15 protein-coding genes are annotated in these 12503 nt (G+C 65.2%); 11 read left to right on the forward strand and 4 right to left on the reverse strand.

What is annotated here, in order from left to right:
* The 5 genes from ACEN88_RS13135 to ACEN88_RS13155 all read left to right on the forward strand — a co-directional run.
* Positions 1-620: cytochrome c biogenesis protein ResB (locus ACEN88_RS13135; RefSeq protein ID WP_413340181.1), on the forward strand; the 620-nt coding region annotated here is incomplete at its 5' end.
* A gap of 30 nt (positions 621-650) precedes the next feature.
* Positions 651-1817, forward strand: a complete 1167-nt coding sequence (gene ccsB / locus ACEN88_RS13140; RefSeq protein ID WP_413340183.1) for a c-type cytochrome biogenesis protein CcsB — start codon at positions 651-653, stop codon at positions 1815-1817.
* Positions 1818-1937: 120 nt separating this feature from the next.
* Positions 1938-2915 (forward strand): protein-methionine-sulfoxide reductase catalytic subunit MsrP, encoded by a 978-nt coding sequence (msrP, locus tag ACEN88_RS13145; protein WP_413340185.1) that lies wholly within the window; start codon positions 1938-1940, stop codon positions 2913-2915.
* 13 nt (positions 2916-2928) lie between these two features.
* Positions 2929-3570 (forward strand): sulfite oxidase heme-binding subunit YedZ, encoded by a 642-nt coding sequence (locus ACEN88_RS13150; protein ID WP_413340186.1) that lies wholly within the window; start codon positions 2929-2931, stop codon positions 3568-3570.
* 4 nt (positions 3571-3574) lie between these two features.
* Positions 3575-3757: a hypothetical protein gene (locus ACEN88_RS13155; RefSeq protein WP_036239466.1), complete on the forward strand. Its 183-nt coding sequence runs from the start codon at positions 3575-3577 to the stop codon at positions 3755-3757.
* Positions 3758-3804: 47 nt separating this feature from the next.
* Here ACEN88_RS13155 and lysA read toward each other — a convergent pair whose 3' ends face one another.
* Both lysA and lptM read right to left on the reverse strand, forming a co-directional pair.
* Positions 3805-5082: a diaminopimelate decarboxylase gene (lysA, locus tag ACEN88_RS13160; protein WP_413340188.1), complete on the reverse strand. Its 1278-nt coding sequence runs from the start codon at positions 5080-5082 to the stop codon at positions 3805-3807.
* Positions 5083-5093: 11 nt separating this feature from the next.
* Positions 5094-5369, reverse strand: coding sequence for an LPS translocon maturation chaperone LptM (gene lptM / locus ACEN88_RS13165; RefSeq protein ID WP_229412148.1), 276 nt, complete (start codon positions 5367-5369; stop codon positions 5094-5096).
* Between the two features lie 41 nt (positions 5370-5410).
* Here lptM and cyaY point away from each other — a divergent pair, with 41 nt between their 5' ends.
* A complete protein-coding gene (gene cyaY, locus ACEN88_RS13170) occupies positions 5411-5740 on the forward strand; it encodes an iron donor protein CyaY (RefSeq protein WP_056126539.1) in 330 nt (109 codons plus the stop codon).
* 36 nt (positions 5741-5776) lie between these two features.
* Here cyaY and ACEN88_RS13175 read toward each other — a convergent pair whose 3' ends face one another.
* Entirely contained in the window at positions 5777-6370 is a 594-nt protein-coding gene (locus ACEN88_RS13175; protein WP_413340190.1) for a PEP-CTERM sorting domain-containing protein, read from the reverse strand.
* Between the two features lie 158 nt (positions 6371-6528).
* Positions 6529-8880, reverse strand: coding sequence for a penicillin-binding protein 1A (locus tag ACEN88_RS13180; protein ID WP_413340191.1), 2352 nt, complete (start codon positions 8878-8880; stop codon positions 6529-6531).
* A 298-nt stretch (positions 8881-9178) separates the two neighbouring features.
* On the opposite strand from ACEN88_RS13180, the gene ACEN88_RS13185 reads away from it, so the two are divergent.
* From ACEN88_RS13185 to ACEN88_RS13205, 5 genes are all read left to right on the forward strand, one after another.
* A complete protein-coding gene (locus ACEN88_RS13185) occupies positions 9179-10252 on the forward strand; it encodes a pilus assembly protein PilM (RefSeq protein WP_413340193.1) in 1074 nt (357 codons plus the stop codon).
* A complete protein-coding gene (locus tag ACEN88_RS13190; protein WP_413340195.1) occupies positions 10252-10881 on the forward strand; it encodes a PilN domain-containing protein in 630 nt (209 codons plus the stop codon). The genes ACEN88_RS13185 and ACEN88_RS13190 overlap by 1 nt, the downstream gene beginning before the upstream one ends.
* Positions 10878-11546 carry a type 4a pilus biogenesis protein PilO gene (locus tag ACEN88_RS13195; protein WP_413340196.1) on the forward strand — a complete coding sequence of 223 codons (669 nt, stop codon included), beginning with the start codon at positions 10878-10880 and terminating at the stop codon, positions 11544-11546. Before ACEN88_RS13190 ends, ACEN88_RS13195 begins: the two co-directional genes overlap by 4 nt.
* The gene (locus ACEN88_RS13200) at positions 11543-12082 is read left to right on the forward strand and encodes a pilus assembly protein PilP (RefSeq protein ID WP_413340198.1); all 540 of its coding nucleotides are present in this window, start codon (positions 11543-11545) and stop codon (positions 12080-12082) included. The genes ACEN88_RS13195 and ACEN88_RS13200 overlap by 4 nt, the downstream gene beginning before the upstream one ends.
* The coding region (locus ACEN88_RS13205) for an AMIN domain-containing protein (RefSeq protein WP_413340200.1) at positions 12079-12503 on the forward strand (425 nt) is incomplete at its 3' end. The genes ACEN88_RS13200 and ACEN88_RS13205, both read left to right, overlap by 4 nt.

The raw sequence follows: 12503 nt of genomic DNA on the forward strand, positions 1-12503 counted from the left end.
GGTACAGGCGGTATGCCGCGCGCGCGCTGCCGCCGGGCGACGCGAGCGGCGCGCTGTCCGCGCAGTTGCAGGAATCGGCCGCCAAGACGCTGGCCATCTTCGCGGGCGACGGCAACCAGGGCGGTTATTTGGCCGTGTCAAAATTCCTCGAGCGCATCCCCGCCGCGGAGCAGGAAAAGGCGGCCACCGTGTTCATGAAGATGCTCAACGGCGCCATGTGGGAGCTGTGGCAGGCTGCGCGTGCGCGCGCCGGCGAGCAACCCGCCACGCCCACCGAGGCCCACGGCCGCTTCCTGCAGCAGGCGACGAACGCCTTGTCGGACAGCTTTTTCTACGGCGCTCCCGTGTTCCTCGCGCTGGACGATTTCAAGGAAGTGAAGGCGTCGGTGCTGCAGGTGACGCGCTCGCCCGGCAAGAAAGTGGTCTATGTGGGCTGCCTGTTGCTGGTGCTGGGCATTTTCTCGATGTTCTACATCCGCGAGCGTCGCGTCTGGGTCTGGGTGAAACCGGCACCTGGCGGCGGCACGCATGCGCTGATGGCGATGAGCACGCAGCGCAAGACGCTCGATTTCGAGCGCGAATTCGAAGACTTGAAGACCAAATTGCCGCAATCGGCGTAAGCTAGCAGAGCAAGGAAACAGGAGACACCCATGGACATTTCATCCGCATCGCAAGCGCAAGGCGCGGCGTACACCCGCCCGCCGGGCTTCTTCAAGCGCCTCACGGCCATCGACTGGCTGTTCGGCGCCGGCCTCCTGGCCGCCGCGCTGTACGCGCTGAGCCGTTTCGGCGCCTACATGGACATCTACGAACGGGCGATTCTGGTGCTGGCCGCGCCGACGTTCGCCTTCGTCGGCTGGACCTTCAAGCCGGTACGCTGGCTGATGCCGCTCGTCGCGCTGCTGGCGCTGTGGGCCGTGCAATTGTACGGCGGCTCGCTCGATGCCGCGAACCAGAAATTTTTCCTGAAATACATGCTGTCGAGCCAGTCCGCGATCCTGTGGATGAGCGCGCTGTTCGTGTTCTCGACCGTGTTCTACTGGCTCGGTTTGCTCACGCGTTCGCCGTTCGGCGGCAGCGTCGGCTCCAAGCTGTGCTGGGCCGCCGTCGTGCTCGGCTTTACGGGCATGATGGTGCGCTGGTACGAGTCGTACCTCATCGGTACCGACGTCGGCCACATCCCCGTGTCGAACCTGTACGAAGTGTTCATCCTGTTTTCGATGATCACGGCGATGTTCTACCTGTACTACGAACAGCGTTACCAGACGCGCCAGCTGGGCCCGTTCGTGCTGCTCGTGATCTCGGCCGCCGTCGGCTTCCTGCTGTGGTACACGGTCGCGCGCGATGCCGCCGAGATCCAGCCGCTCGTGCCCGCGCTGCAGAGCTGGTGGATGAAGATCCACGTGCCGGCGAACTTCATCGGCTACGGCACGTTCGCACTGGCGGCGATGGTCGGCTCGGCCTATCTGCTGAAGTCGCACGGCATCCTGGCCGACCGCCTGCCGTCCCTGGAAGTGCTGGACGACGTGATGTACAAGGCGATCTCCGTCGGCTTCGCGTTCTTCACCGTCGCCACGATCCTGGGCGCGCTGTGGGCGGCCGAGGCGTGGGGCGGCTACTGGTCGTGGGACCCGAAAGAGACGTGGGCGCTGATCGTCTGGCTGAACTACGCGGCCTGGCTGCACATGCGCCTGATGTCCGGCCTGCGCGGCCGCGCGGCGGCGTGGTGGGCCCTCGTCGGCCTCGTCGTGACGACGTTCGCCTTCCTGGGCGTGAACATGTTCCTGTCGGGCCTGCATTCGTACGGCAAGCTGTAATGTGTTCGTTTATGTCCGTTGGCGGCAATTGGTAACAAATCGCCGCCCGGACAACCCGGTGGCGCCAGATGGTGTAACGTTGATATGTCGCGAGAAACATTACATACAGCCGGAGCCGCCATGTTGATCAGAAAAAATCCGAACGGCATCGATTTGCCGTTCCCGTCCGAAATCACGCCGCGCGAGGTCTACGAAGGCCGGCGCGCGTTCCTCGCCAAGGTCGCGGCCTCGGCCGTCGTCGGCTCGTCGCTGTGGGAAATGGCCACCCGCGAGGCATTCGCGCAGGGCACCGTGCCGAAACTGCCGGCCACGCGCAACCCGGCCTTTTCGACGAACGAGAAGCAGACCTCGTTCGACGACGCGACCCACTACAACAATTTCTACGAATTCGGCACGGACAAGGCCGACCCGGCCGCCAACGCGCATACGCTGCGCACGCGACCGTGGACCGTGCAGATCGAAGGCGAAGTCAAGAAACCGCAAACGATCGACCTCGACCGCCTGGTAAAACTGGCGCCGCTGGAAGAGCGGATCTACCGCCTGCGCTGCGTGGAGGGCTGGTCGATGGTGATTCCGTGGGTCGGCTATTCGCTCTCGAGCCTGATCCGCCAGGTCGAACCGACGAGCAACGCGAAATACATCGAATTCACGAGCCTGGCCGACCGCAGCCAGATGCCGGGCGTAAAAAGCCGCGTGCTGGAATGGCCGTACGTGGAAGGTTTGCGCATGGACGAGGCGATGCACCCGCTGACCCTGCTGACCGTCGGCATGTACGGCCAGGTGCTGCCGAACCAGAACGGCGCGCCCGTGCGCATCGTCGTGCCGTGGAAATACGGCTTCAAGTCGGCGAAATCCATCGTCAGGATCCGCTTCCTGCGCGACCAGCCGCGCACGGCGTGGAACGGCATCGCGCCCGACGAATACGGCTTTTATTCGAACGTGAACCCGAACGTCGACCACCCGCGCTGGTCGCAGGCGACCGAGCGGCGCATCGGCGAGGGCGGCCTGTTCACGCCCAAGCGCAAGACGCTGCTGTTCAACGGCTATAACGAGGTCGCCTCGCTGTACACGGGCATGGATCTCAAGAAAAATTTCTGAGCCGGGGGCTGTCATGGCATTCAACCCGAGCTCGACGCAGTTCAAGGCCCTGAAGGCGGTCATCTTCGTGCTGGCGCTGCTGCCGTTCCTGCGCATGGCGTGGCTGACGGCGGCCGGGGTGCCCGTCGACCCGGTCGAATTCCTCACGCACGGCAGCGGCGACTGGGCCCTGTACCTGCTGTGCGCGACGCTCGCCATCACGCCGCTGCGCCGCCTGACGGGCTGGAACTGGGTCGTACGACTGCGGCGCATGGCGGGCCTGTTCACGTTCTTCTACGCGTTCATGCACTTCATGACGTTCCTGTGGTTCGACCATTTCTTCGACGTGGCCGCCATGTGGAAGGACGTGCTGAAGCGCCCGTTCATCACGGTGGGTTTCGCCGCCTTCGTGCTGCTGATCCCGCTGGCCGTGACGAGCACCAATGCGATGATCAGGCGGCTCGGCCGCAACTGGGCCCTGCTGCACAAGGTGATCTACGTGATCGCGCCGCTGGCGATCCTGCACTACTGGTGGATGAAGGCGGGCAAGCACAACTTCGAGCAGCCCATCGTGTGGGGCAGCGTCGTCGGCGTGTTGCTGCTGTTGCGCGTGTGGTGGAGCCTCAGCCGCACGCGTGCCGAAAAACGTATTACACCTGCTTCCGTGCGATCATGACGACATGAAGTGGCCCCTTGCGCTGGTGATCGTCGTCGTATTGGCCCTCGTGCTCGTATTCGGCATGGGGCGGCCGCGCTATGGCCTGCTCGAACGCTGTCTCGACCTGGGCGGTCGCTGGAACGAGCAGGCTGCCGCGTGCGCGGCGCAGATGTGGCCGGATGACCGGTCACGGGGGAGGGAGTAGGTGCTGCGCGAGAAATTGGGCCCCCGCCTGCGCGGGGGCGACGGTTTTCAGGCCTTCACAATCGTCTCGAGCGCGAACAGGTCGGCCGGATTCTCGCGCTTGCGGATGACATGCACCTGGTCCCCGTCGACGAGCACCTCGGCCGCGCGGCCGCGCGTGTTGTAGTTCGACGCCATCGTGAAGCCATAGGCACCGGCCGCCATCATGGCCAGCACGTCGCCCGGCTCGACGGCCAGCGCGCGGTCGCGGGCGAGCCAGTCGCCCGATTCGCACACGGGGCCGACGAGGTCGTAGGTCACCGCGCTACTATCGCGCTGCACGACCGGCTTGACGTCCATCCAGGCCTGGTACAGGGTCGGACGGGCCATGTCGTTCATGGCGGCGTCGACGACGCAGAAGTTCTTTTCCTCGCCCGGCTTGAGGAATTCGACGGACATCAGCAGCACGCCCGTGTTGCCCACGATGGAGCGGCCCGGCTCGAAAATCACCTTGATCGGCTGGCCGCCGTGCTTTTCCGCGCGCCACGCGTCCACGCGCGCGAACACGCGCTCGACGTAATGCGAGATCGGTACCGGCGAGTCCTCGCCCGTGCCATAGTCGATGCCCAGGCCGCCGCCCACGTCCACGTGGTGCAGGTGGATGCCCTCGGCCGCCAATGCGTCGATCAGTTCGATCAGCTTGTCCAGCGCTTCCAGCAGAGGCGCGTCGTCCAGCAGCTGCGAGCCGATGTGGCAGTCGATGCCGACGACGTCCAGGTGCGGCAGCTGCGCGGCGGTGCGGTAGGTGTCCAGCGCGTCCGAGAACGCGACGCCGAATTTACTCGCCTTCAGGCCGGTGGCGATGTACGGGTGGGTCTTCGGGTCGACGTTCGGGTTCACGCGCAGCGAGATGGGCGCGCGCTTGCCCATGCGGCCGGCGACTTCGTTGATGCGGTGCAGCTCGGGAATCGACTCGACGTTGAAGCACAGGATGCCCTTTTCCAGCGCCAGCGCGATCTCGGCCGCCGTCTTGCCGACGCCCGAGAAGATGACCTTGCCCGGGTCGCCGCCGGCCGCGATCACGCGCAGCAGTTCGCCGCCCGACACGATGTCGAAGCCGGCGCCCTGGCGCGCGAGCAGGTCGAGGATGGCCAGGTTGGAGTTTGCCTTCATCGCATAGCAGACCAGCGCGTCGCGGCCCGCGCACGGGCGCGCGTAGCCGGCGAAGTTTTCCAGCAACTGGGCTTTCGAGTAGACGTAGGTCGGGGTGCCGTGTTCGGTGGCGATCCTGGACAGGGGAACGCGTTCGGCGTGCAGGACGCCGTCTTGATAAGTGAAGTGAGACATGAAATCGGTGCTTACTGTTGGGTGGCCGGCGGCGTCTGGTTGTTCGCTTCGGTATTGTTCGCATTCGAACCGGCGGCGGGGACGGTCACGCCGGCAGCGGGTGCCGGCGGGGAGATCTGGACCGCCGGAGTGGCCGTGTTCGTGGTGGTGCCGGCCGGGGCGGCGCTGGTAGGCGCGGCTCCGGGACGGGCGGGGGGCTTGGGCATGTAGAGCGGACCGGTCTGGCCGCAGGCCGACAGCGCCATCAGGGTCGCCAGGCTTGTCAGGAGCGCAAATGGGGACTTCACGATTAGAATCACGGTTTGATTAGCAGACCTTGGAGTGTAGCATGACCGAATCCGAATTTTTGGCCCTGGCCGAGTCCACCCTGAACGATATCGAGCAGGCATTCGACCGCCTGTTCGAGCAGGATATCGTCGACGTCGAGTGCAAGCGCAGCGGCAACGTGCTCGAGATCGAGTTCGTCGACAACGGCTCGAAAATCATCGTCAACAGCCAGGCGCCGTTGCAGGAAATGTGGATCGCCGCCCGCGCCGGCGGCTTCCACTACAAGCGCGTGGGCGACGAGTGGCGCAATACGCGCGACGACACGGAGTTCTTCACGTCGCTGTCCGACTTCGCCACCCAGCAGGGCGGCGCCCCGGTCAAGCTGCGCTGACGGCGAAAAAAAAGCCGGCGGGCGCCGGCTTCCAGGTCAGGCCAGCGTGGCCTGCTTGCCGCGCTGGCGGCGCCGCTGCGCGAAGCCCAGCGCGCCGATGGCCATCAGTGCGATCGACGCCGGTTCCGGCACGGCCGCGGTGTCGATGAACTGCGTGTTGTCCTGCTGGGAGGCGAACAGGTTCAGCAGCTGGATAGGACCGTTCGCGCTGACGATCGTCGCCGTGAAGGTCAGGGTATCCCAGGTCAGCGGAGGCAGGCTGTAGAGGGGCAGGCGCACGTCGGAGCAGCATCCCGTCGCGTTGTTCACGGTTCCGGACAGGACGCTGAGTCCGCCCAGCGAGAAGTCGTAGGTGGCATCCTCGGTGAGCTGGCTGCTGCCGTTCCACATCTGGTAATTGAAAAAGAATCCCCCGGTGGTCTTGAACGCCTTGTTGGCGGGGGCGTTGACCGTCACCGTCAACGAATCGCCCACAGAGAGCGTCGCGCCGACGTCGCCCGTCCCGGACAGGATCGAGAAACTGGGCGCCGTCGCGGTGTAGGCCACCGAATACACGGTCGCGTTGGCGGACTGTACCGAAAAGATGCCGGAAAGAAGAGCGAAAGCGATTGCAGGTATTTTTTTGATCATGTTATTGGCTCACCAGGAAAGGACAGTGTTGGACGTCGGCTTCCTGTTGAGCAATCTTCATGCCATTTTGCAATGCAAACGCTTTGCCTTTTAGAAACAACAACTTGAACGAACAGTGTTCCAAGCGAGCAATTCAACTGTAAAGACTTCCGACAGTTTCAGAACAACTCGTTGCGCACGGCGTCGCGCGACTTCTGCTCGGCCGCCGGGGCCACCGGCCCCACGTCCAGCGACTGCACGCCCGTGCCTGGCGGATTCTCGGCGTAATAGTACTCGTCGCCGTACTGCACGAGCCCCGGCGGCACCGGACGCTCGACCACCGGCTCGGACTTGAGCGCCTTCTGCATGAAGCCGATCCAGATCGGCAGCGCCAGGCCGCCGCCCGTTTCCCTGTTGCCCAGGTTGCGCGGCTGGTCGTAGCCGATCCACGCGATGCCCACCAGGTGCGGCTGGTAGCCGGCGAACCACGCGTCGATCGAATCGTTCGTCGTCCCCGTCTTGCCCGCGATGTCCGTGCGCTTCAGCACCTGCGATGCCTTCGCCGCCGTGCCGTAGCGGGCCACGTCCTTCAGCATGCTGTCCATCAGCCACGCATTGCGCTCGTCGATGACGCGGTTGGCGTCGACGCCGGCCCGGTCCGGACGCGCTTCCGACAACACCTTGCCGTCGGCATCCGTCACCTTGGAGATGATGTAGGGGCTGATGCGGTAGCCGCCGTTGGCGAACACGGAATAAGCGCCGGCCATCTGCAGCGGCGTCGTCGCACCCGCGCCCAGCGCGAGCGTCAGGTACGGCGGGTTCTTGTCCGGATCGAAGCCGAAGCGCGTCGCGTATTCCTGGCCGTAGCGGGCGCCGATCTTGTTCAGGATGCGGATCGAGATCATGTTCTTCGACTTGGTCAGGCCGCGCCGCATCGTCATCGGGCCTTCGTACTTGTTGTCGTAGTTCTTCGGTTCCCACGCCTGGCCGCCCGTCGCACCCGCGTCGAACGAGATCGGCGCATCGTTGATCAGGGTAGCGGGCGAGAAGCCGCGCTCCAGCGACGCCGAATAGATGAACGGCTTGAACGACGATCCCGGCTGGCGCCACGCCTGCGTCACGTGGTTGAACTTGCTGCGGTTGAAGTCGAAGCCGCCCACCAGCGCGCGGATCGCGCCGTCGTCCGGGCTCACCGCGATGAAGGCGGATTCCACTTCCGGCATCTGCGTGATGCGCCATGACGAATCGTCGTCCTGCATGACGCGGATGACGGCGCCGCGGCGCAGGCGCCGGGTCTCGGCCGCCTTCGGTGACAGCCAGTCCCGGGCGAACGCCAGGCCGGCACCCGTCATCGTGATGTCCTCGCCGGACGCCAGCACCGCCTTCACCTGCGTGGGCGACGCCGCCATCACGACTGCCGCGACGATGCCGTCCGAATCCGGATGCTCGGCCAGCTCCGCCTCGATCGCTTCGTCGGCTTCGCCCTTGGCGGACGGGATCTCGATGTATTTTTCCGGGCCGCGGTACGGGTGGCGGCGCTCGTAGTCCATCACGCCGCGGCGCAGCGCGAGGTAGGCGGCGTCCTGGTCGGCCTTGGTGATCGTCGTGAACACGTTCAGGCCGCGCGTATAGGTGTCTTCCTTGAACTGCTCGTACACGAGCTGGCGCGCCATCTCGGCCACGTATTCCGCATGCACGCCGAACGCCGTGCTGTCCATCTTGATCTTGAGTTCCTCGTTCTTCGCCTGTTCGTACTGGGCGTCGGTGATGTAGCGCAGGTCGTGCATGCGCTGCAGGATGTACTGCTGGCGCACGCGCGCGCGCTTCGGATTGACGACCGGGTTGTACGCGGACGGCGCCTTCGGCAGGCCGGCCAGCATCGCCGCTTCCGCGACCGAGATGTCTTTCAGATCCTTGCCGAAGTAGATCTGCGCGGCCGACGAGAAGCCGAACGCGCGCTGGCCCAGGTAGATCTGGTTCATGTAAACCTCGAGGATCTGGTCCTTGGTGAGGTTCTTTTCGATCTTGTACGCGAGCAGGGCCTCGTACGCCTTGCGCTTGAGGGTCTGCTCGGACGACAGGAAGAAGTTGCGGGCCACCTGCTGCGTGATGGTGGACGCGCCCTGGCGCGCGCCGCCGGTGGCGTTGTGGATGGCCGCGCGCAGGATGCCCCAGTAGTCCACGCCGCCGTGTTCGTAGAAACGGTCGTCCTCGATGGACAGCACGGCCTTCTTCATCACGTCCGGGATGTCCTTGAAGTGGACGAGGGTGCGGCGCTCCTCGCCGAATTCGCCGATCAGGACGTTATCGGCCGTGAAGATCCGCAGCGGCATCTTGGGCCGGTAGTCGGTCAGGGTGTCGAGGGCGGGCAGGTTCGGGTACGCCATCGCCAGCGCGAACACGACCACGAGCACCCCGCAGACGGCCAGACCGGCCAGCGTGGCGAGGATGGTCAGGAGGATGCGCTTGGGTGTGTGCTTCGGCGAAGGAGACTGCGGCGCGGGGCTGGCCCCGTTTTGGGATGCTTTCATGCGTAATGTCGGTCGCTTTATTGATCCATTTCATTATAAGTCACGCTTGTATCTGAGGCACGGCTAGACAAGCGGACAATAGGTGTGAAAACAGAGGCAAGATTGATTGATATCAGAGTGAAAGGAGTGTCGTTTTCATGCTGCGCACTATTATGTTCCCGTGTAGAAATTTCTTGTCCTCATAGATCAGTATTGCTACGATTCAATACGGTGCCTGATATATATGCACTGTATTTCTACCATTTCAACAGTTCCCCAAGCGGGCGTTCAAAGAAGCAGCAGATAGGGGAGTGCGCTCGTGATCAGTCTAGGTTCCTTGTTCGGACAAAAGAGCCCGCCGCTCGTCGGGCTCGACATCAGTACGTCCGGCGTGCGCCTGGTCGAGTTGTCCGACGGCGGCAAGGGTGAGTTGCGGCTGGAGCGCCATGCGGCGGAACCGCTGCCGCGCGGCGCCGTCGTCGACGGCAACATCGAGAACATCGACGCGGTGTCGGACGCCGTGCGCCGCGTCGTGCAGAAGAGCGGCACCCGCATCAAGCACGTGGCGCTCGGCATGCCGCCGGCCGCCGTCATCACCAAGAAGATCATCCTGCCGGCCGGCCTGCCGGAAGACCAGCTCGAAGTGCAGGTCGAGTCCGAGGCCAGCCAGTACATCCCGTTCGCGCTGGACGAGGTCAGCCTCGACTTCGACGTGATCGGCCCCGTCGCCAGTTCGCCCGAGGACATGGAAGTGATGCTGGCCGCCGCGCGCCGCGAAAAGGTCGAGGACCGCGTGGCCATCGCCGAAGCGGCCGGGCTCACGGCCACCGTGATGGACATCGAATCGTACGCCGCCCGCGCCGCGCTGCAGCGCCTCCTCGACAACGACAACGGTCCGCGCGACCGCATCGTCGCGCTGTTCCAGATCGGCGCCAACGCGACCCACGTCTCCGTGCTGCAGAACGGCGACACCGTCTACGAGCGCGAGCAGCCGTTCGGCGGCGTGCAGCTCACGCAGGACGTCGTGCGCGCCTACGGCCTGTCGTTCGAGGAAGCGGAAACGCGCAAGAAGACGGGCGACCTGCCGGACAACTACCGCGCCGACCTGCTGGCGCCCTGGCTCGAAAACGCCGCGCTGGAAGTCACGCGCGCGATCCAGTTCTTCTACACGTCGACGCCGTACACGCGCATCGACCAGATCGTCCTCGCCGGCGGCAGCGCCCAGTTGCCCGGCCTGCCCGACATCATCGCGGGCCGCACGCGCATCGCGACCTCCGTCGTGGCGCCGTTCGCCGGCATGCAGCTGGCTCCCGCCGTGCGCGAGCAGCAGCTGCGCACGGACGGTCCCGGCTATCTCGTCGCCTGCGGCCTGGCACTGCGGAGGTTCGGCTGATGATCCGCATTAACCTGCTTCCGCACCGGGAAGCGAAGCGCAAGCAGAAACAGGCCGCGTTCATCGCGTTGATGGCGCTGGGCGGCCTGGTCGGCGTCGCGCTCGTGCTGCTCGTCGGCGCGTACAACGCCAGCCGCATCGCCACGCAGAACGAACGCAACCTGGTGCTCAAGAACGCCAACGCGGAACTGGACAAGAAGATCGGCAAGATCGCCAGCCTGAAGGCCGAGATCGAGGCGCTGAAGGCGCGCCAGCAGGCCGTCGAGGACTTGCAGGGCGACCGCAACCAGCCCGTCTACCTGCTCGACGAACTGGTGCGCCAGACGCCGGACGGCGTGTACCTGAAAAGCTTCAAGCAGGACGGCCAGCGCGTGCTGCTGAACGGCTATGCGCAGTCGCAGGAGCGCGTGGCGGAGCTGCTGCGCAACCTGTCCGGCAGCTCGCCGTGGCTGGAGCGCCCGGACCTGACCGAGGTGCGCGCGGCCACGCTCGCGCAGAGCAAGACCGGCCGCAAGGTCGTCGAATTCACGTTGAACGTCGCGATCAAGCGCGCCCGCGCCGAGGACGACGACAAGGATGCCAAGCCGTCCACGACAAAATCGGGTAACAGCGCGGGCACCAAGTCATGAACATCGATCTGAAACAGTCTTTCGCCGACCTGGCCGCCCAGTTCGAGGGCCTGCAGGGACGCCATCCCGGCCTGTGGCCGCTGGCGCCGCGCCTGTTGTGCGCGGCTGGCGTGATGGCGGCCGTCCTCGGCCTCGGCTACTTCTTTTACTGGAGCGGCCAGTTCGAGGAGCAGGCCGCTCTGGCCACGCAGGAACTCAAGCTGCGCGACGACTACAAGGTCAAGATGGCGCAGGCGATCAACCTGGACGCGCTGGAAGCCCAGCAGCGGCAGGTGAACCGCTACGTCGAGCGCCTGGAAAAGCAGTTGCCGAGCAAGGCCGAGATGGCCGCGCTGCTGTCCGACATCAACCAGGCCGGCATCGGCCGCGGCCTGCAGTTCGAACTGTTCAAGCCGGGCCAGGTCGTCGTCAAGGATTACTACGCCGAGCTGCCGATCGACATCAAGGTCACGGGCCACTACCACGACATCGGCGAATTCGCGGCCGACATGGCCAGGATGCCCCGCATCGTCACCCTGAACAACCTGGCGCTCACCGCCGGCAAGGACGGCACGCTGTCGCTGGACGCGATCGCCAAGACCTTCCGCTACCTCGACCAGGACGAACTGGATGCGCAGGCCAAGGCCCGCAAGGCGAAGAAGACCGCCAAGAAGGGGAAGGCATGAGCCCGCGCATCGCGATCGGCGCCCTGATGGCGACCCTGCTGCTGGCCGGCTGCGGCGATTCCGACGTGCGCGAAGTGCGCGACTGGATGGAACAGGTCAAGCGCGACACGCGCCCGGCCGTGAAGCCGCTGCCCGAGCCGAAGGATTTCCTGCCTTACGCGTACGGCGCGAAGGATGCCGTCGACCCGTTCGATGCGAACAAGCTGCTGGGCGAACTGGCCCGCACGGCCGCGACGTCGAACAACCCGAACCAGCCGGACCTGCAGCGCCCGCGCGAGCAGCTGGAGACCTTCCCGCTCGACACCATGCAGATGGTCGGCACGATGGAAAAGGGCGGCACGCGCTTCGCGCTGCTGCAGATCGAACGCGCGCTGTACCAGGTGAAGGCCGGCCAGCGCATCGGCCAGAACTTCGGCGTCGTGACGCACGTAGGCGAGGACGCCGTGGACATCCGCGAAGTGGTGCAGGACGCCGCCGGAGAATGGACGCAACGCATGACGAAGCTGGAGCTGCAAATCAAGGAGAACCGTAAATGACCCGATTCCTTTCCGCCGCGGGCGGCATGCTGCTGGCGCTCGCCACGGTGTGCGCCTGGGCCCAGGACAACGCGATCGAGTCGATCAGCGCCAACCAGCAGGGCGGCAACGTCGTCATTCGCGTGGGCATGAAGGCGCCGCCAAAGCAGCTGCCGATCGGCTTTTCGATCACCAACCCGGCCCGCATCGCGCTCGATTTCGGCGCCACCGCCAACGCCACCGGCAAGAACGTCCAGGACATCAACCTGGGCGACGTGCGCGGCGTGAACGTCGTGCAGGCGGGCGAGCGCACGCGCCTCGTGCTGAACCTCAAGCGCGTGCTGAACTACGCGACCGCCGTCGACGGCAAGGATGTCATCGTCACCGTCGAAGGCTCGGGCGCCCCTGCGCGCGCCATCGACGCCGCCGGCGCGCGCAGGGG

It is taken from the genome of Massilia sp. CT11-108 (genome assembly GCF_047302915.1).
GTDB classification, from domain to species: Bacteria; Pseudomonadota; Gammaproteobacteria; order Burkholderiales; family Burkholderiaceae_D; genus Telluria; species Telluria orientalis.